The sequence below is a fragment of the Massilia sp. Masssp93 genome (genome assembly GCF_059491295.1).
In genome coordinates this window covers 6,881,254-6,900,381 of sequence record NZ_CP168502.1, presented here as the reverse complement: position 1 = coordinate 6,900,381, position 19,128 = coordinate 6,881,254, and the positions used below count along the sequence as shown (strand labels likewise).

General features: G+C 68.6%; 13 protein-coding genes. 5 read left to right on the top strand and 8 right to left on the bottom strand.

Annotated features, from left to right (window positions below; translation table 11 throughout):
- Positions 1-238: 238 nt before the first annotated feature.
- Positions 239-502: a translation initiation factor IF-1 gene (gene infA / locus ACEN9Q_RS29015; RefSeq protein ID WP_056129853.1), complete on the top strand. Its 264-nt coding sequence runs from the start codon at positions 239-241 to the stop codon at positions 500-502.
- 11 nt (positions 503-513) lie between these two features.
- Here infA and ACEN9Q_RS29010 read toward each other — a convergent pair whose 3' ends face one another.
- The 4 genes from ACEN9Q_RS29010 to ACEN9Q_RS28995 form a co-directional block, all read right to left on the bottom strand.
- Positions 514-1,839, bottom strand: a complete 1,326-nt coding sequence (locus ACEN9Q_RS29010; protein ID WP_495626893.1) for an MFS transporter — start codon at positions 1,837-1,839, stop codon at positions 514-516.
- Positions 1,832-4,321 carry a family 20 glycosylhydrolase gene (locus ACEN9Q_RS29005; protein WP_495626892.1) on the bottom strand — a complete coding sequence of 830 codons (2,490 nt, stop codon included), beginning with the start codon at positions 4,319-4,321 and terminating at the stop codon, positions 1,832-1,834. Before ACEN9Q_RS29005 ends, ACEN9Q_RS29010 begins: the two co-directional genes overlap by 8 nt.
- 2 nt (positions 4,322-4,323) lie before the next feature.
- The gene (locus ACEN9Q_RS29000; protein WP_495626891.1) at positions 4,324-6,945 is read right to left on the bottom strand and encodes a TonB-dependent receptor; all 2,622 of its coding nucleotides are present in this window, start codon (positions 6,943-6,945) and stop codon (positions 4,324-4,326) included.
- Positions 6,946-7,192: 247 nt separating this feature from the next.
- Entirely contained in the window at positions 7,193-7,393 is a 201-nt protein-coding gene (locus ACEN9Q_RS28995; RefSeq protein WP_495626890.1) for a DUF2905 domain-containing protein, read from the bottom strand.
- Positions 7,394-7,569: 176 nt separating this feature from the next.
- Between ACEN9Q_RS28995 and ACEN9Q_RS28990 the strand changes: the two genes are divergently transcribed.
- Entirely contained in the window at positions 7,570-8,037 is a 468-nt protein-coding gene (locus ACEN9Q_RS28990) for a host attachment protein (protein WP_056435145.1), read from the top strand.
- Positions 8,038-8,083: 46 nt separating this feature from the next.
- Here ACEN9Q_RS28990 and ACEN9Q_RS28985 read toward each other — a convergent pair whose 3' ends face one another.
- A complete protein-coding gene (locus ACEN9Q_RS28985; RefSeq protein WP_495626889.1) occupies positions 8,084-9,751 on the bottom strand; it encodes a methyl-accepting chemotaxis protein in 1,668 nt (555 codons plus the stop codon).
- A 304-nt stretch (positions 9,752-10,055) separates the two neighbouring features.
- Here ACEN9Q_RS28985 and ACEN9Q_RS28980 point away from each other — a divergent pair, with 304 nt between their 5' ends.
- Both ACEN9Q_RS28980 and ACEN9Q_RS28975 read left to right on the top strand, forming a co-directional pair.
- Positions 10,056-12,530, top strand: a complete 2,475-nt coding sequence (locus ACEN9Q_RS28980; protein WP_495626888.1) for an ATP-binding protein — start codon at positions 10,056-10,058, stop codon at positions 12,528-12,530.
- 75 nt (positions 12,531-12,605) lie between these two features.
- Positions 12,606-13,544, top strand: a complete 939-nt coding sequence (locus tag ACEN9Q_RS28975; protein ID WP_495626887.1) for a bestrophin family protein — start codon at positions 12,606-12,608, stop codon at positions 13,542-13,544.
- Between the two features lies 1 nt (position 13,545).
- Here the strand turns inward: ACEN9Q_RS28975 and ACEN9Q_RS28970 are convergent, their stop codons facing one another.
- The 3 genes from ACEN9Q_RS28970 to ACEN9Q_RS28960 all read right to left on the bottom strand — a co-directional run bounded on the left by ACEN9Q_RS28970 (position 13,546) and on the right by ACEN9Q_RS28960 (position 17,891).
- Positions 13,546-15,507 (bottom strand): sialate O-acetylesterase, encoded by a 1,962-nt coding sequence (locus tag ACEN9Q_RS28970; protein WP_495626886.1) that lies wholly within the window; start codon positions 15,505-15,507, stop codon positions 13,546-13,548.
- Positions 15,508-15,843: 336 nt separating this feature from the next.
- Complete coding sequence (locus tag ACEN9Q_RS28965) at positions 15,844-16,479, bottom strand: hypothetical protein (protein WP_495626885.1); 636 nt, start codon at positions 16,477-16,479, stop codon at positions 15,844-15,846.
- Positions 16,480-16,655: 176 nt separating this feature from the next.
- Complete coding sequence (locus tag ACEN9Q_RS28960) at positions 16,656-17,891, bottom strand: serine hydrolase domain-containing protein (RefSeq protein ID WP_495626884.1); 1,236 nt, start codon at positions 17,889-17,891, stop codon at positions 16,656-16,658.
- A gap of 160 nt (positions 17,892-18,051) precedes the next feature.
- On the opposite strand from ACEN9Q_RS28960, the gene ACEN9Q_RS28955 reads away from it, so the two are divergent.
- Complete coding sequence (locus tag ACEN9Q_RS28955; RefSeq protein WP_495626883.1) at positions 18,052-19,038, top strand: LLM class flavin-dependent oxidoreductase; 987 nt, start codon at positions 18,052-18,054, stop codon at positions 19,036-19,038.
- The last annotated feature ends 90 nt before the right edge of the window (positions 19,039-19,128 follow it).

Sequence of the window (19,128 nt, the reverse complement as noted above, 5' to 3'; positions counted from 1 at the left end):
TCTCCGTGGTATCTATACGCCCAATATACTCCAATTGGAGTATATCCGCCGTATAAATTTAAGCTGCCGATGGCTTTACGCGGGATAGCGTATAATGCGATTTCCGGATAGAAATCCGGTTCACCTCCGTTCCCTCCCACCCCTACGCCCCGGCAATCGCCGCGCGTCCCCGACGCGAGCAGCATGCCGGCCCGCCACGCCGCATCCGCACACGCGGATACCCACCAAAGGACCCCTCATGGCCAAAGAAGAACTCATCGAAATGGACGGCATCGTCCAGGAAATCCTGCCCGACTCGCGCTTTCGCGTCGACCTGGACAATGGACATAAACTGATCGCCTACACGTCAGGCAAGATGCGCCAGCACCACATCCGCATCCTGGCGGGCGACCGCGTAACGCTGGAAATGTCGGCGTACGACCTGAGCAAGGGCCGGATCACGTTCCGCCACATCGAGAAACGCAACGCGGCGCCTGCGCGCCGCCCGACGTACCGCCGCTGACCCGGCCGGCTTCAGTCCTGCCCGGCCGGCGCCGAACCACCGGCGCCGTCGGCGGGCGCCATGTCGACGAAGCGCGTCAGCACGAGCACCGGCAGCGCCGACAGCACCACCCACAAGAAGAAGTGACGATAGCCGAGCATCTGCTGGATGTCGCCGCTGACCACCTTCGACAGCACGAAACCCAGCTGCATGAACCCGGACCCCAGCGCGTAGTGCGCGGTCTGGTAACGGCCGGGGGCGATCACCTGCATGATGAACAGGATCATGCCGACGAAGCCGAACCCGTAGCCGAACATCTCCATCGACAGCGCCGCCGTGACCAGTCCCAGATTGGATGGCTGCATCGTGCTCAGGTACCAGAACACGAGATTCGGCACGTTCATCGCGAGGATCAGGACGAGCATCGCGCGCCTGAGTCCCACGCGCGACGTGAACCAGCCGCCGAGGATGCTGCCGACGAGGAAGGCCGCGGTGCCGGCCGTGCCGTAGATGGCGCCCACTTCCTGCGTCGAGAGACCGAGGCCGCCGATCGCGCGCGCGTCGCGCAGGAACAGCGGGCCGATCGTCTGCACCTGCCCTTCCGCGAGGCGGAACAGCAGGATGAACACGATGCCCATCCAGATACCCGACTTGGCGAAGAACGCGCGCACGACGTCCACCAGCACGTCCACCGTGCCGCGCACCGAGGCGCCCGCGGCGGCCGGCGTGAGCGTCCCGGGCAGCGCCCACGCGTGATACAACCCGAGCCCCGCCAGCAATGCGCCCAGCAGCCCGAACACCGTGGCCCACGCGGCCGGCGCGCCGATGCGCTGTTCGAGGAAGCCGGCCAGGATCACGAGGCCGCCCAGCGACAGGAATTTGGCGCCGTTGAAGAACGCGCCCTGCCAGCCGGCATACGCGGCCTGCTGGCGCGCGGACAGGCTCGCGATATACAAACCGTCGGCCGCGATGTCGTGCGTGCTGGACGCGAGCGACACGAGGCCCAGCAGCGCGATCGCCAGCCCGAACCACGCGGGCAGCTGCAGCGCGAACGCGAGGGCCGCGAGCGCGATGCCGCCCGTGACCTGGAGCACGACGACGACGCGCTTCTTGCTCGGCGCCAGTTCCAGGAAGGGACTCCACAACGCCTTGAACACCCAGGCCAGTCCCAGCATGCCGGTCCAGCGCGCGATCTGCTCGTTGGGCACGCCCATGCTCTTGAACATCAGCCCCGCCACCAGCGCGACGCTGTAGAACGGCAGGCCCTGCGCGAGGTACAGGGAAGGCACCCACGCGAGCGGATGGCGGCCGTGCCTGGGTCCGGCGGGTGTCAGGTGATCGGGGCGGATGCTATCCATGGGGGTCCAGTGCAATGACGACGGTTGCGCTCTTGCGGCCGCGCGTGTCGAAGGTGGCGACCTTGAACACGGCGGCGCCAGGCCCGGCTTGCACAGGCCCCGTGTAGCGCGGGCTGGCGGCATCGGGCTCGCTGCCGTCCAGAGTGTAATGCAGCGCGAGGCCCGGCAGGGCCACGTTCGCGTGGAACGTCCGGCCGAGGGCGACGGCGCCCGGCGGCGGCAGGCGGTAGCCGTAGGCCAGCGGCGCGCGGTCAAGGCGCGCGAGTTCGCGCTGGCCGAGGCGGTTGGCGAATTCGTTCCAGGCGGCGTCCATCGCGGCGGCGCGCGCGGACGCATCCTCGATCGCGCACCAGAGCGGATCGGGCGCCCACGCCCGTTCCGCCAGCGCCACGAGGCGCGGCGCGGCCAGGTATTCGATGCGGTCGCGCGTGCGGGCGTTCTCGCCCCACAGTTGGCCCTGCAGGCCGACGATGCGGCGCCGTCCTTCCGGCGTCAGACGCGCCATCGCGGCCAGGCGTTCGGGCGGCACGGCCTGCCCCATCGGGTCGTCGGCCGCGCTGACGATCATGTCCAGCGGGCAGAAGCCGAACGCATGACGCGTCTCGACGAAGCCGGCCCAGTAATAGCCCGGCTCCCGCGGATCCTTGGCATACGCAAGATCGAAGTACAGGTTGGCGGCGTTCGCCAGCACGACGTCGTAGCCGGCGTTGGCGAGGCGGTACGCAACGTCTTCCTTGCCCGAGCCCCACGCATTGTTCCACGCATAGACCTGGAAGCCGGGCCCCGCGAATCCGGGCTGCGGCTGCGGCGTGGCGTTGCCGTCCGCCGCAGGGCTGTCATACGCCAGCGCCGTCTCTTCCCAGCCCGCGAACACGAGGCCGTGGCGCGCCAGGATCGCGCGGCAGCGGCCGACGAAGTCCGCGTGCAGCTGCCCCACATGCGTCCAGCCCCGTTCGCGCATCAGGGCCTGGCAGCGCGGCGATCCTTCCCACGCGCCCGGCGGCACTTCGTCTCCACCGGTGTGGATCGTGCGCAGCGGCACGCCGGCCTCGCGGTACAGCGCGGCCACGCGGGCGACGACGGTGTCGATGAAGCGGTCGACGGACGGCAGCGCGATGCAGATCACGTTGTCGCGCCATAGCTGCACGGATTCGTAGACGGACGCATCGTACGGATCGCTCAGCAGGTAGCGCTCGGCGCCTTCGACGTCGCCCTGCGCGCGCAGGCGGTCGTGGCGCGCGCGCATCGCCAGCACGGCCGCGCGCGCGTGGCCCGGCATGTTGAATTCCGGGATGACCTCGATGTGGCGCGCGTGCGCGTACCGCAGGATCGCGATGAAATCGTCCGCGTCGTAACAGCCCGTGCCGGAGGAAGTGGCCACGTCCGCGCCGGAGCCGAACGACGGCGGCAGGCTGCGCTCGTCCGGCGCGATGCCGCGCTTGCTGCCGATGTCGGTGAGTTCCGGCAGCGCGTCGATGTGCAGGCGCCACCCCTCGTCGTCCGTCAGGTGCAGGTGCAGCCGGTTGAGTTTATAGCGCGCCATGCAGTCGAGCAGGCGCTGCACCGTCGCCACCGATGCGAAGTGGCGCGCCACGTCGAGCATCATGCCGCGGTAGCCGAAGCGCGGCGCGTCGAGCACGCGGCCGCACGGCAGGGTGCCATCGATGTCCAGCAGCTGGGCCAGGGTCTGGATGCCGTTGAACACGCCGTGCGCGCCGGCGCCGCGCACGAGGATCGTGTCGGGGCGGATGTCGAGGAGGTAGGCCTCCGGCCCCTCCGCCGCGACCGCGGTGACGGCCGCCGCACCGGTCTCCAGCAGGATGCGCGCGCCCTCGCCTGGCGGCAGGCCGTTCAGGAGTGCACGCAGCAGCGCCGCTTCGCCGGCCAGCGCGCCATCCGCCATGATGCCGCTCGCGGTCGACAGGCGGCAGCGCTCCGCGCCGAAGCGCGCCGAGACGGGCGTCGGCGTGATGCGGCCGACGTCCTCCGGCGGCAGCAGGCGCAGGCCGCCGTTCTCGCGCCAGCGCCAGGCCGCGTCGGCCGGCGGCAGCACGTCGCGCGCATGGCGCTGCAGCTGCTCCGGCCGCGCGAACGGGACAATCTCCGGGTCGCCCAGGTCGACCGTGCGGCCGTCGGCCTCGACGAGATAGAAGCCGAGCGGCGCGTCCGTCACGCTGATGGCCCAGAAGCGGGCTTCGTAACGCACGTCGATCGTCTCGCCCGGCAGCCAGGCCGCGCCGCCGGGACGGCGCAGCGCGAACAGGTCGCCGTTGAGATGTTCGACGTCGAAGCCCGCGCTCACGCTGCCGGGCAGCACCCGTCGGCAAGCGTTGAAGTACACGGTCCATCCCGGTGCGATCGGCACGCCCGACACGTTGGTCAACGTCAGCCGCGCCGCGAACACCTCGTCCGCGACGAGATTGGACACGCATTCCCACGACGCCGCGATCGCGGCGCCGTCCAGCTTCTCCCGTTGCGGCACGATCAGAGCTTGCCGCGCAGGCCGAGGTAGAAGGTGCGGCCGTTCGAATAGAAGGCGCGCGGCTGGTCCTTGTTCTCGGCGTACATCTTGATCGTCTCGTTGGTGAGGTTCAGCGCATCGAACGTCACGGTCAGGTGTTCGTTCAGCTTGAAGTTCACGGACGCCGCCAGCGACGGCATCGAATCGACGTGCTGGCTCGCGCCCCGGTCGACGCCGGCCTTGTACGAGGAACGGTAGCTGTATGCCAGACGCGCGCTGAAGCGGTCGTCCTCGTAATAACCCGTCACGTTGTACGTGTTCTTCGAGGCGTTGAGCATCTCGCCGCCGCCATCCAGTTCGCCGTCCGCCCACGTGTAGTTGGTGAGCACGCCGAAGTTGTTCCACACCGGCTGCTGCCAGGACAGCTCGATGCCCTTGTTGGTGGCGCTCGTGTTGTACGGCGACGTGATCTGGTAATCGGTGAACGCGCCGCGCTTGTTGTTGTAATAGCTGCCCGTGCTCGTGCCCTGCGCGACGATGGAGCTGAAATCCATGTAGAACAGGCCGGCCGACAGCATCGCCTTCGGCATGTAGTACCACTCGGCCGACAGGTCGTAGTTGACGGAGCGGATCGGATCGAGCTTGACGTTGCCGCCGCTGCCCGACAGCGCGTCGTCGTTCAGCGACACGGAGCCGCCCAGCGCGCTGTAGTCGGGGCGCGCCATTGTCTTGGCGACGCCGGCGCGGACGACCAGGTCCGGCCGCACGTCGAACTTCACGTTCGCGCTCGGCAGGTAGTCGCGGTAGGTGCGCTCGTACGTCGTCGGCGTGTACGGGCCGAAGGCGGAACCGGTGATCGGGGCCGTGCCGCCCGGCAGGTTGACCACGGTCGTCTGGCGCGTCTCGACGGCGCGCAGGCCGAAGTTGCCGCTCCAGCCGTCGCCGCCGATATCGGCCATGCCGTACAGCGCGGCCGTCTTCTCTCCGACCTTGAATTCGTCGAGCCAGTTGTGGCGCAGCGTGAAGTCGAGCAGGCGGTTGCCCGGCACCGCGCCCCAGGCGCCGAGGGCCGCGCCGTCGTACTTGAAGTAGTTGTTGTAGACGCTGCCGCCGAGGTCCGAGCCGAAGTCGGACGGGTACATCTGGCCGCTCCACGCCGGTCCCGGATTCGTGAAGCCGTTCGGGCCCGGACGGGTTTCCAGCGGGTGCTCGGCGGTGCGTTTATGATCCGTCCAGCGCGTGCCGAAGCGCACGGCCTGGATCCACGGGTTGTCGTGCAGGCGCCATTCGCCGTCGATCTGCGCATATTTTTCCTTGTCGACCGACTGCGCTTCGCCGCCGCCGGCCCACGCCGTCGATCCCGGCTTGGTCGTGTTCCCGCCCGGGTAGCTCACCGTGGCCGGCGTCATGCCGTTCAGCGCGTACGTCATGCCGCCGTCGACGTTGTTCTGGTAGTAGACGTCGGCGTGGTCGTAGCCCACGCCGTGCGTGCGACCCAGCTTGCCCGTGAAGCTCAGGTCTTCCGTGGCGCGCCAGCGGCCGTTCAGGTCGATGTACCACGATTCGCCGCCGGCATCCGGACGGTAGATGTTGTCGACTTCGCCCGAGTTGCTCGAGAACGCCGCGCCGACGAGCGTGCCGTTGCGGATGACCGGGTTCGCCGGAATCAGGCCCGCGCTGTTGATGGAATTCGCGGGCGCGGCCAGCCAGTTGGTGTTCTGGTGCGGTGCCTTCAGCTTCGAATAGAAGCCGTTCAGATCGACGCCGACGTCGCGCGACGGCTTGGCTTCGATGTCGAACGCGCCGCCTTCACGCTTCTTCTTTTGCTCGAACAGCGCGGCGCCGATGAAGGTCGGGACCTTCACGCCGGCAAGCGCCGGATTCGCGATGGCGGCGGCGCTCGTCGCGCCGATGGGGGTGTAGCCGAGGATCTCCTGGCCGTCGCGACGCACGCTCTGCTTTTCCGAAAAGCCCTGCAGCAGCACGCCGAAATTATTCGCCGGGTTCTTCCAGCTCACGAGGGCCGATACCTGCGGCTCGGTCTTTTTCGCGAGGTCGTTGTAGTTGGCCTGCACGGACGCTTCCACCGTCAGCGGCTGGCGGAAGTCGAGCGGACGGCGCGTGATCACGTTGATGGCGCCGGAGACGCCGCCTTCGACGAGATCCGCGGTGGCGCTCTTCTGCACGACGACGGAGCCCACGAGTTCCGACGGCAGCAGCGAGAAGCTCGACGAACGTCCCACGTTGCCGCCGTACTGGTTCAGCACGAACCAGTCGCCCGTGCTGATGGCGTGGCCGTTGAACAGGGTCTGCTGCAGGCTGGGGCTCGTGCCGCGCAGGCTGACGCGGTCGTTCTCGCCGAAGCCGCCTTCGCCGCCGGCGGACGACTGCGTGTTCACGCCGGGCAGACGCTGGATCGCGTCGGCCACGTTCTTGTCCGGCATTTTGCCGATATCCTCGGCCGTCACCACCTCGACGACGGCATCCGCATTGCGCTTCTGGCGCAGCGACTGTTCCAGTGCGGCGCGCACGCCCGTCACGATCACGGTCTGCGTGCCCTTCACATCGTCCTGTGCCTGCGCCTGGGCGGCAATGCCCATCACCAGTACCGTCACCGCGCTCGCGATCGCAGTGCGCGCAACCATTTTCCGTTCCATCTGCTGTCTCATGTGCTCTCCCAAAACTGTATCGATCAAAGAACTATTCCAGTTTCGAATTCGTGGACGCTGCAGCGTCTCTCGTCTTCGTATGGGGCGCATTGTCTCGTTGAAATTCCGACCATGTTTGTCAAATCTTGCTATCGCGAACCCGTGCGTCATATTTTCGACACATGGGCGGGATAGCCAAAACTTGCAGACAAATGGACGAAAAACGGCTATGCGCGCGCGACGTTCAGCGCCGGAAGATCCACAGCAGCAACGAGATGACGATGGAGACGATGAGGCAGGTGACGATGGGGAAGTTGAAGCTGAAGCCCGCGCGCACGATGTGGATGTCGCCGGGCAGGCGGCCCAGCGGCAACCGGCGCAGCCAGGGCCAGGCGAGCCCCGCGGCGAGCAGCACGAGGCCGAGGACGATCAGGAGTTTTTGCATGTCGCCAGTCTAACAGGCACCCTCAAAGGGAACCTCGCAAAACCGTCGCGAGCAGGTTTGGCGACGTTCCCTTTCGTACCGCCTGAAAAATCTGGTTGGGATAGACTTCCCCTCAGCCTGTATGGCCCCGGCGGGGCCTACATCTCGATTGCAACTTTGGATAAAAAGGGGAAAGCATGACTACCACCTGGATCGTATCCGCCGACGCGGGCCGCGCCCGCATCTTCGCCGAATCGGACCCGAAGCAGCCCTACATCGAAGTCGAGGACATGGTCAGCGCCAATGCCCGCCTGCGCGACGCGGACATCAACACGGACCGGATCGGCGCCACTGCGGCCGGCCAGAGCATCCACAGCACGGGCGGCGCCACGCCGAACAAGCAATACCAGCCGGCGCAGACGCCGGAGCAGCACGACGCCGAATTCTTCGCCAGGGACATCTGCAACTTCCTGCTCAAGGCCTGGCAGGAACAGCGCTTCCAGAAGCTGGAACTGGTGGCCGAGCCCAAGTTCCTGGGCGTGCTGCGCGGCCAGCTGGACAACCAGCTCAAGCCGCTCGTCGACCTGGAACTGAACAAGGACTACAGCCACTGCAATGCGCACCAGCTGCGTGAACAGTTGCAGGCGCAAAAGACCAAGTTCTGACGCCGCGCCCGGCGCCCGCGGGTTCAGGCGCCCGCGCTGACGGGATTCAGAAGGTTTCCCAGCCGTCGGCACCGGCCGGTGCCGGCGTGCGCGCGATGGCCGGCTGCGGCCTGGCCTTGTTGCGCTGCATCCGCGCCGATGCCGGCGCGAATGCGGGCGCGCTCGCCTGGTCCAGCTTGAACACGCTGACCGCCTCGGCCAGGCTGCGCGCCTGATCCTGCATCGATTCCGTGGCCGCCGCGGCCTGTTCGACGAGCGCCGCATTCTGCTGCGTCACCTGGTCCATCTGCAGGATCGCCGCGCCGACCTGTTCGATGCCGGCGCTCTGCTCGCCCGACGCGGCCGAGATCTCGGCCATGATGTCCGACACGCGGCGCACGCTGGCCACGACTTCCTGCATCGTCGTGCCGGCCTCGCCGACGAGGCGCGAACCGGTGGCGACCTTGTCGACCGAGTCGCCGATCAGCTCCTTGATTTCGCGGGCCGCCGCCGCCGAGCGCTGGGCCAAGGTGCGCACCTCGGTCGCCACGACGGCGAAGCCGCGGCCCTGCTCGCCCGCGCGCGCCGCTTCCACGGCCGCGTTCAGCGCCAGGATATTGGTCTGGAACGCGATGCCGTCGATGACGCCGATGATGTCGACGATCTTCTTCGACGACGCGTCGATGGCGCCCATCGTCGCGACCACCTGCGCCACGACGTCGCCGCCGCGCACGGCCACGCTGGACGCCGACGCCGCCATCTGGTTGCCCTGCTGCGCATTTTCCGCGTTCTGGCGCACGGTGCTCGTCAATTCCTCCATCGACGACGCGCTCTCCTCCAGCGCGCCGGCCTGCTGCTCGGTGCGGGTCGACAGGTCGTGGTTGCCGGTCGCCACCTCGACGGCGGCGGTGGCGATGGTATCGGCGCCGCTGCGCACGCGCGCCACCAGCGCGTTCAGGTTCTCGTTCATGGTCTGCAGCGCGGCCATCAGTTCGCCCGTCTCGTCGCGGTTCACCGCCTCGATCCGGCTCGACAGATCGCCCCGCGCGACCGCGTTGGCCAGTGTGACGGCGCGGCGCAACGGACCGGTGATGCTGCGCGACAGACACCACGCCAGCACCGCGCCCAGCAGCACCGCCACGACGCCCACGCTGCCCAGCAGCAGGCGTCCGCGCGCCGCGACGTCCTCGACGTGCGCCTTGGCGTCGTCGAAACCTTTTTTCTGGTGCTCGGCGAGCGCGTCCGCCGCCGCCTCGTACGCGCTGAGCGCCGGATTCATCTCGGCATCGGCCGCGCGCTCGATGGCGGCCGCGTCGGCCGTGCCGCCTTCCTTGAGCGCGAACAGCTTCTTGCGCGCCACCGTGTACGCCTTGCGCTGCGCGTTGAGCTTCGCCAGCAACGCCGTGCCTTCCGCGCTGGCGACGTCGCGCTGCAATGCCTTGTCGATGTCGGTGATGTCGGCGCTGTTCGCTTTCATCCTGGCGTCGATCCGCGCACGATCGTCCGCATCCACGGCGCGCAACCGGGCTTCGGTCAGGGCACGGTTGATGCGGGTGTCGGCCAGCCAGCGGTCGGCCAGGCGGGTCTTGCGGATCGAGGCATCCATGTCGACGGTCGCGCCGACCACCTCCTGCAGGCGCAGCGTGCCGACGACGGTCAGCATCGCCGCGAGCGCCAGCACGACGGCGAACGCGAGGCCGAGCCGGGCTCCGATTTTCAGGTTCTGGATATTCATGTGCACCTCGACGGAAACGATAAAACTGCGCAGTGACGCTGCGCGCGAAAGCTGCGGGTGCGCGCGGCGGGTCGTGGCGGCGGCCGAAGCGGTGACCGGGGAGCGGATCGGGGCCGACGGAAGACGCCTGCGTGGGCGCGGCCGTGTCACAATTTGATGATACACGCGTTATTTACTCATGGAATAGTTAGTTGCTGCATCGCAACGCTATTTCGTCGAGGAATGAAGCACCCCCAGTCGGTATATAGTTAAGATCCCAGATTCCGCTTTGCTACGGGCTTGCCATGTCGGTTTACTTCCTGTCATGACGGACTACGCACCGTCCGCCGCACCGGCCAGCCTGTCGCGCCGCTTCGCGATCGCGGCCGCGATCCTCGCGGCGACGTCCGTGCTGCTGATCGCCGGCGTCTCGTTCTGGCTGATCGACTACCAGCGCGCGCAGGCCAACGCCCTGCTGCAACAGCGCGAAGTCGCCTTCCATGCCTCGACGGTCGGCCACAACCTGGAATCGGTCGTCACGCGGCTGCAGGAGGTGGGCGCCAGCCCGATCCTGGCCGCAGCGCTCGCCGCCGGCGCCGGCGAGGCAACCTATCTGGCGCCGTTCCTTGACGGCCTGCGCGAGATGAACGGCATCCCGCTGCACCTGCTGTTCACCGATGTCGAGGGCAAGGAAATCGCGGACAACGGCGTGCCCGGATTCACGCCGGCCGACCTGGCCTGGCTGCGCGCCAGCCTTGCGCACAGCACCGAGCGCGCCGCGCTGCAGGCCGGTCCCGCGGGCGCTGAACTGATCGGCGTCGTCGTGCTGCGCCACGCGGGAACGCGCACGCCGCAGGGCGCCCTGATGTACAAGATGCGGGTGGCCGACCTCAAGCCGGTGCCCTGGGCCATCCTTGCCGCCGCGCCCGCGCAGGCGTCCGCCGGCACGCACGAGATCGCGGCGGCCGTGCCGCTGCCGCCGCACCTGGCCCAACTGCGCCTCGTGCTGCGCGAGGACGAGCGCCGCCTGCCGCTGCCGCTCGAGACGGCCGGTCCGCACTACCTCCTGATCATCCTCGTCGCCTTCTTCCTGGCGCTGGTCGTGTTCATCCTGGCGTCGCGGCTGGCGTTCGACCTCACGCACGACCTGCGCCGCCTCGAGACCTTTTCCGCGAGCCTGGGCGACGACATCGGCAGCCAGCGCGCGCCGCTCGACGGGTCGCGCGAGGTCGTCAGCCTGGCGCGCGCGCTGAACCGCATGCTCGACCGCCTGTACGAACAGCATGCGCGCCTGGAAGCGGAGCGCCGCAAATTCCTGCAGCTGGCGAACAACGTCCCGCAGCTCGTGTGGATCGCCGGCCCGGACGGCAACATCGTCTGGTTCAACGACCGCTGGCACGAATTCACGGGCAGCCCGCCGGGCAGCGTCGGCGCGGACGAGTGGCACCGCTACCACGATCCCGAAGTGCTGCCCCAGGTGATGCGGCGCTGGAAGGAAGCCCTCGCCAGCGGCAACATGGCGCAGATGACCTTCCCGCTGCGCGGCGCCGACGGCCGCTACCGCAGCTTCTTCACGTCGGTGGCGCCGCTGCGCGACGACGGCGGGCGCATCGTCCAGTGGTTCGGCACCTGCACCGACGTCACCCCGCTGGAACGGGCGGAACGGGCCGTGCGCTACAGCGAGGAGCGCCTGCAGCAAGGCCTCGTCGCCGCGCGCATGGCCGTGTGGGAGCGCGATCCGCACAGCGGCAAGGTGAGTTTCTCGGCCAATCTGCAGAGCGTATTCGGCAGGAACTGGCACAACGTCGCCGAGCTGCAGAAGCTCGTCCATCCGGACGACCGCCAGCCCCTGCGCGACACCGTCAAGCAGGCGATCCGCGCCGGCGGCGAATACCGCGCCACGCCGCGCATCCGCCGCGCCGACGACGGCCGCCTGGCCTGGATCGACATGCGCGGCCGCCTCGGCCTCGGCGCCGACGGCCGCAGCACCGTCGTGCACGTCGTGGCGATCGACATCACGGAACGCAAGCGCGCGGAAGAAGCCCTGCAGCTGGCCGACCAGCGCAAGGACGAATTCCTCGCCATGCTTGCGCACGAGCTGAGGAATCCGCTGGCGCCGATCTCCAGCGCGGCCGACATGCTGCGCCTGGCCTATGCGGGCGAGCCGCGCGTGAAGCAGATCAGCGACATCATCGCGCGCCAGGTCGCCCACATGCGCCACCTGGTGAACGACCTGCTGGACGTCTCGCGCGTCACGCGCGGCCTCGTCACCGTGGCCCGGCAGGCGCTCGACCTGCGCCGCGTCGTCGTCGAGGCGGCCGAGCAGGCGCGCCCGCTCGTCGACGCGCGCCGCCACGTCCTCGACGTCCGGCTGGGCGACACGCCCGTGATGGTGGACGGCGACCACACGCGCCTCGTGCAGGTGGTCGCGAACCTGCTCACCAACGCGGCCAAGTACACGCCCGAGGGCGGCCGCATCGAGGTGGAACTGGAGGCCGCCGACGGCCAGGCGTTCCTGGCGGTGCACGACGACGGCAACGGCATCGCCGCCGACTTGCTGCCCGTCGTGTTCGACCTGTTCACGCAGGGCTCGCGCACGCTCGACCGCGCCCAGGGCGGCCTGGGCCTGGGGCTCGCGCTCGTGCGCAAGCTCGTCGAACTGCACGGCGGCCAGGTCGACGCCGCCAGCGCCGGCCCGGGGCGCGGCAGCACGTTCACCGTCACACTGCCGCTGCTGCCGCAAGATCCGGCGGCCGATGCCGGTTCCGCAGCCGGCGCACGGGACGCGGCCGGTTTATGATGGCGCGGACGAACCGTCTCTCACATCGAAGAACCGATCCATGCACACCACCCACGACCGGCCGCGGAGCCGGACATGATCGTCCGCGACCGCCCCTCCGCCCTGCGCCTGTTCTTCATCCTGCGCGGATCGGTCCTGCCGCGCATCTGGATGCACCTCGCGGTCAGCACGCTGCTGGCGCTGCTCGTGACCTGGACCGACGGCCAGCTCGGCCACCACAAGCTGCATTTCACGACGACGCCGTTCACGCTGATGGGCCTCCCGCTCGCCATCTTCCTCGGCTTTCGCAACAATGCCGCCTACGACCGCTACTGGGAAGGCCGCAAGCAATGGGGGGAACTCGTGCTGCGCAGCCGCTGCCTCGCGCGCCAGTGCCTGTCGCTCGTCGCGCCCGGCGCGGCCCGCGACGGCGCCGAACCGCAAGCGCGCATCGTGCGCCGCGCCATCGCGTATGCGCACGCGCTGCGCCACCGCCTGCGCGACGTGCCCGATGGCGCGCCCGACGCCGACGTCGCGCCCTGGCTGGAACCGGCCGAATGGGAACGCGTGCGTGCGCTGCCCAACGTGCCGTACGCGCTGATGCTGGAAATGGGAACGGACCTCGGACACTGCCTGCGCACGGGCCGCCTGGACGCCTGCCTGGCGCCGTCGATCGACGCGAGCCTGTCGGCGCTGACGGCCGTCGCGGCGTCCTGCGAACGTATCCGCGGCACGCCGATCCCGTTTTCGTACACGCTGCTGCTGCACCGCACGGCCTATCTGTACTGCTTCCTGCTGCCGTTCGGCCTCGTCGACACGATCGGCTACCTGACGCCGGTCGTGTCGGCGATCGTGGCCTATACCTTCTTCGGCCTGGACGCGCTCGGCGACGAGCTCGAGGAACCGTTCCGCGCGTCCGACAACGGCCTGCCGCTCGAGGCCCTGTGCCGCACGATCGAGATCGACCTGCGCACGGCGCTGGGCGACCGCGACCTGCCGCCCGCGCTGCTGCCGGAAAACTACCGGCTCAGCTGAACTATTTGACGTCGAGCTGGAACGGCGCGGCCGGCAAGTCGTCGGCACCGAACAGGTTCACGAACGGCGCATCGGCCCAGGCATAGCGCACGCGCGTGACATCCGGCGTGGCGGCGCCGGGCAGGACGACCGTATCGCCGGCCACGCGCGCCTCGGCATAGCGGCAGGCCGTGCCCGCGCACACTTCGAAGCCGATGGCGCGGTCGGACGAATACGTCGCGAGGCCGCCGCCCGTGTCCTTGTACGCGATGACGATGTCGTTGCCGGTCCTGCGCGCCGACACGGCCGTCGGGCTGCCGGGCACCGTCTTCTCGCCGTACGCGACGGCCCGCGCCGCGCGCGCGAGGCGTTCGCCGACGATCGTCTTCTGGGTCGGGTGGATGTCGAAGCGGTCGCCCACGTCGAGCGTGACGGCGAGTCCCGCATGCGCATCGTTGGCGACGGCGTACGCCTGCGCGTCGCGCAGCTCGGCCCAGCCGGACTGGCCGGGCGCTTTCGCCGGCGCGCCGAACGACGTCAGCTGCACGACGAAGAACGGCAGCGCGGGCTGGCCGAAGCGCTGGCGCCAGTCGCGCATCAGCATCGGCAGCAGCGTGCGGTATTCCTGCGCCGCGCCCGCGTTCGATTCGCCCTGGTACCATGCCGCCAGCTTGAATTTATAGCCGACCAGCGGCGCGATCATGCCGTTGTACAGCGTGGTGAGGCTCGTCGGCACGTCCCACGGCGCCGGCGGCACGGACAGGCCTTTCAATGCGCTGCCGCGCGCAACTTTCCATGCGGCCGGCAGCGGGATCGCCTGGCCGTCCGCGAGGCCGATGGTGCGGCTGGACGGCGCGCCCGACATGCCGCCGCCCTGCCCGCCGCTCAGCACGCGCATGGCGATCACGTTGCGGCCCGGCCGGAACACGCCCGCGGGTACGGCGTAATCGCGCCACATCCAGGACGTGCTGGCGCCGCCCACGCGCACGCCGTTGACCCACGTGGTGTCGTAGGTGTCGACGGGCCCCAGGTGCAGCGCGTTCGCCGCCTTCGCCTGCGCCTGGGTCAGCGTGACGGTCGTGCGGTACCAAGCCACGCCGTCGAAATCCTTGAAGCCGGCCAGGCCGCTGTCCTTCCACGAACCGGTCGGCGTCACGGTCGGCCACGCGCTGTCGTCGAAATCGGTCGCGATCCACGCGCGCTGCGCACTGGCATGCGGGTCGTGCGCGCGCCACCATGCCTCGTTGCGCGCCTCCTCGGCGCGCATCCCCGCGGCCCTATCGGCGCCGAGTTGCGCGACGGCGGCCACGCCGTCCTTGTAGTCGCCGAGCGTGCGCAGCGACTCGCCGCCGATCCAGCCCTGGATCGTCGTGCCGCCCCAACTGGCGTTGACGAAGCCCACCGGCACCTTGTAGCTGCCCTGCAGCGAGCGCGCCATGTAGTAGCACACGGCGGAGGCGTCGCCGGCCGTTTCCGGCGTCACGACCTTCCACTCGACGGGGCCCTTGAGCTCATCCTGCGGCGTCGCCGTGCTGTTTTTCGGCACGTTCAGGAAGCGCAGCGTCTCGTTGCGCCCCGCGTAAGTCGCACCGACGGCATTGGTCGACTGGCGCTGCGTGAATTCCATGTTCGACTGGCCGGAGCACAGGTACACGTCGCCGACCAGGATGTCGGCGCGGCTGACCGTCTGCCCGCCCGACGCCACGGTCAGCGTGTACGGCCCGCCCGCCGGTTGCGGCGGCAACTGGATCTTCCATTTGCCGTGCGCGTCCGCGCTGCCGGTCACCGTGCGTCCACCCAGGGTCACGGCCAGCTTGCGGCCCGCGTCGGCCGTGCCCCACACGGCGATGGGCTGGTCCCGTTGCAGCACCGCGTGGTCGGAAAAAATGCGTGCCAGTCCGAGTTCGGCCGCCTGCCCGGGCAGGCAGGCGCAGCCGGCGGCGAGTGCCAGCAGGGGCACGGCCATCCGTGTTGTCTCCATCATGATTCCTCGTCGTTGTCGTTGGTGCACCATCCGGCCGGAGGCGGATGTTTGCGCAATCATTATTCGAAAGAAATCATGTTATACCAATGGGCGGCCGGGCTGGTAATGGTTGGTAAAAAAAAAGCTGTGTTCGCGTTATTTAAGTAAACAAGCACAGCAGCCCGCTGTTGGCGTTCAGGATATGGATGACCTCGGCAACCAGGTTCGGTTCGCCTGCCCGATGCGAACACGGCCCAAAAGCTGTGTTGCAAGATGCCGCACCTCGCCGCGTGCAAAAAAAACGCCAGCTTGCAGGCTGGCGTCGTCCCTGCCGGCCGGGCCGGCCGGCCCGAACGATCAATAGCCGCGCTTGCCGTCCTGGCTGGTGCCGCTCGTCGTGCCGCTGGTGGTGCCGCTCGTTGTGCCAGTACCGCTCGTGCCGGTGCCGGTCGCGCTGGTGCCCGTGCCCGAACCCGAGCCGGTGCCGCTCATGCCGGACCCGGACAGGCCCGTGCCGCTGGCGCCGGTGCTGCCGCTCATGCCGCTGGTGCCCGACGCGCCCGAGCCCGTGCTGCCGCTCATGCCGCTCGAACCGGAGGAACCGGTGCCGGTCGGCGGCGTGGTCGTGGTGCCGGTGCCCATGCTGCCGGAAGTGCCGGAGGTGCCGGAAGTGCCCGACGAACCGGAGGTGCCCTGGGTATCCTGGCTGCCGCTCGACGACGAGCCGGTGCCCATGCTCGAACCGCTGGTGCTGGAGCCGCTGCTGGTGGTGCCGCTGCTGCCGCTCGAGCCGCTCGAGTGGCTCTTCTTGTGATGTTTTTTCTTGCTGTGTTTCTTCGTGGTCGCGCTGCCCGACGTCGCCTGGTCCTGCGCAGTCGCGCTGCTGCCCGTCGACGCGCTGCCGCTGGTCTGTGCCTGGGCGTTCACCGTGCCGAACATCGCCACCGTGACGGCAGCACCCAGCAGGCCTTTCAGTAACTTATTCATTTTCATGTCGCACTCCTGAGAGAATGGATTTGGGGCAAAAAACTCTGCAATATCAAGTAGATATTGTGGAGGCGGAGTTTAAAGAGATCGACGCGAAGGGTGCGCGCGTTAGCCTGACGGCAACAAAAAAAGGCCCCAAACGAGGCCTGTACAGAGGGAAAACGACGGATCGCGCTCGACGGTCAGTCGACCCCCGCCGCCTGCGCGGCCAGGGTGCCCATGCGGGTGTAGAGGTCGAGCACGTTGCTCTTGTCGTCCGGATAGACGCGATTCGACAGGAACACGTAGAACGCGCGCGAGCCCGGATCGACCCACAGGACGCAGCCCGTGAAGCCCGTGTGGCCATAGCTGCCGACCGGGAACACCGAGCCGCGCGGCCGCTTCGCATACGGCGAATCGATGTCCATGCCGAGGCCGCGCCTGGCGAGGCCCGGCGGCGACTGCACCGTCGTCAGCAGGCGCACGCTCTGCGGGCTGAGGATGCGCACGCCGTCCAGCACACCACCGGCCAGCAGCATGCGGGCGTAGCGCGCCACGTCGCCGACCGTCGTGAACACGCCGGCCGAGCCGGCCACACCGCCCATGCGGCGCACCGTCGGATCGTGCACGACGCCGCGCAGGAGCTCGCCCGGCGCGAGGTCGCCGTGCGCGCCCCTGTCCTTGGCCTGGCTCTCGTCGCGCCCCAGCTGGGTCGGCGCGATCGCCTCGGCATCCACGCGGCGCAGCGGCAAATAGCCGGTGTTCTGCATCCGCAGCGGCGCAAAGATGTGGGACTGCGCATAATCGTCCAGCGGCGTGCCCGTGACCTTCTCGACGACCTGGCCCAGCAGGATGTAATTGATGTCGGAGTAACGGAAGAACGTACCGGGCGCGTGCGTGACGGTCTGCTCGCACGCGAGCTTGTGCGCGGCCGCGCGGCCGCGCCAGTCCGGGTCCTTCGGCAGCCCGGCGGGCAGGCCCGAGCTGTGCGTGAGCAATTGCCGGATCGTGATCGTTTCCTTGCCGCCGTTCGCACACTCGGGGAAATATTTGACGAGCTTGTCGTCCAGGCCGATGCGGCCCTGCTCGGCCAGGATCAGCACGGACGGCGCCGTGGCCAATACCTTCGTCAGCGACGCGGCGTCGTACACGGTGGCCGTCGTGACGGACGCCGCATCGTCGTCATACGTCAAGCGGCCGTAGGCGTGTTCGTAGACGGCGTCGCCGTGCTCCAGGTGGAAGACGGCGCCCGGCAGCTTGTGCGCGTCGATGGCGGCGTCGATGGCATCGTCGATCTGCGGAAAGCGCCGCACGTCCAGCTGCGGCACCCCGCCCGCCGGAACGCGCGGCGTACGGGACGGCAAGGCGCAGCCGGCGGCGAGCACGGCGATGCAGACGGCGGCCAGCAGGGTTCGGGAGGGGAGCGGGTAAATACGCATGACGGGACGAAAAAAGATGACCACAGGACATGGATCGACCGGCCATCATAGGCAGCCCGCCAGGCGGGGTCAAGCACAGGAAAGCACCGTGGCCCGCCGTTCCGGACCGTGGCGCACGCGAAAAAGGGGATCGGCGTATCATTTACCGATGACTGCATCCATGATTCCTTTCTCGATCCTCGACCTCGCCCCGATCACGGAAGGCAGCGACGCTGCCGAATCGTTCCGCCGCTCGCTCGACCTCGCGCAGCACGGCGAACGCTGGGGCTACCACCGCTTCTGGCTGGCCGAACACCACGGCATGCCGGGCATCGCCAGCGCGGCGACGGCGGTGCTGATCGCCCACGTGGGCAGTGGCACCTCGACCATCCGCCTCGGCGCCGGCGGCATCATGCTGCCGAACCATTCCCCGCTCGTCATCGCGGAACAATTCGGCACGCTCGAATCGCTGTTCCCGGGCCGCATCGACCTGGGCCTCGGCCGCGCGCCCGGTTCCGACCACGCGACGGCACGGGCACTGCGCCGCAACCTCGCGTCCGACGCCGACGAGTTCCCGCAGGACGTCGTGGAACTGATGGATTATTTTGCCGACGCTCCGCGCCGCCAGGTGCGCGCCGTGCCCGGCGCCGGCCTGAAAGTGCCCGTGTGGATCCTCGGCTCCAGCCTGTTCGGCGCACAACTGGCCGCGATGCTGGGCCTGCCGTACGCGTTCGCGTCGCACTTCGCGCCGCAGATGATGATGCAGGCGATCGAGATCTACCGCGCCAACTTCCGCCCGTCGGCCCAGCTCGACAAGCCGTACGTGATGCTCGGCTTTAACGTGTTCGCCGCCGACACGGATGCGGAGGCGCACTGGCGCGCGACGTCGATGCAGCAGGCATTCGTCAACCTGCGCAGCGGCCACCCGACGCGCCTGAAGCCGCCCGTCGAAGGCTATCTCGACCTGCTGGGCCCGGCGGAACGGGGCATGCTCGATGGCGTGCTGTCGTGCTCGGCGATCGGCGCGCCGGACACCGTCGAGCAGCAACTGAAAGCCTTCATCGCACGTACCGGCGCGGACGAGCTGATGATCACGTCGCAGATCCACGACCACGCGGCGCGCCTGCGCTCGTACGAGATCGCGGCCGCGATCCGGAACAAGAACTGACGGACATTACCGTCGGCCGCAACGGTGATCTGGCGAACATTCAACCGGCGCGGCCGCGGTTACTGTCATCCATGGACGGCATTCGGCCGT

Excerpts from the sequence above, each read along its gene's own strand:
- infA (WP_056129853.1), top strand. The coding sequence starts at position 239 with ATGGCCAAAGAAGAACTCATCGAAATGGACGGCATCGTCCAGGAAATC.
- ACEN9Q_RS29010 (WP_495626893.1), bottom strand. The coding sequence starts at position 1,839 with ATGGATAGCATCCGCCCCGATCACCTGACACCCGCCGGACCCAGGCAC.
- ACEN9Q_RS29000 (WP_495626891.1), bottom strand. The coding sequence starts at position 6,945 with ATGGTTGCGCGCACTGCGATCGCGAGCGCGGTGACGGTACTGGTGATG.
- ACEN9Q_RS28995 (WP_495626890.1), bottom strand. The coding sequence starts at position 7,393 with ATGCAAAAACTCCTGATCGTCCTCGGCCTCGTGCTGCTCGCCGCGGGG.
- ACEN9Q_RS28990 (WP_056435145.1), top strand. The coding sequence starts at position 7,570 with ATGACTACCACCTGGATCGTATCCGCCGACGCGGGCCGCGCCCGCATC.
- ACEN9Q_RS28985 (WP_495626889.1), bottom strand. The coding sequence starts at position 9,751 with ATGAATATCCAGAACCTGAAAATCGGAGCCCGGCTCGGCCTCGCGTTC.
- ACEN9Q_RS28980 (WP_495626888.1), top strand. The coding sequence starts at position 10,056 with ATGACGGACTACGCACCGTCCGCCGCACCGGCCAGCCTGTCGCGCCGC.
- ACEN9Q_RS28975 (WP_495626887.1), top strand. The coding sequence starts at position 12,606 with ATGATCGTCCGCGACCGCCCCTCCGCCCTGCGCCTGTTCTTCATCCTG.
- ACEN9Q_RS28970 (WP_495626886.1), bottom strand. The coding sequence starts at position 15,507 with ATGATGGAGACAACACGGATGGCCGTGCCCCTGCTGGCACTCGCCGCC.
- ACEN9Q_RS28965 (WP_495626885.1), bottom strand. The coding sequence starts at position 16,479 with ATGAAAATGAATAAGTTACTGAAAGGCCTGCTGGGTGCTGCCGTCACG.
- ACEN9Q_RS28960 (WP_495626884.1), bottom strand. The coding sequence starts at position 17,891 with ATGCGTATTTACCCGCTCCCCTCCCGAACCCTGCTGGCCGCCGTCTGC.
- ACEN9Q_RS28955 (WP_495626883.1), top strand. The coding sequence starts at position 18,052 with ATGATTCCTTTCTCGATCCTCGACCTCGCCCCGATCACGGAAGGCAGC.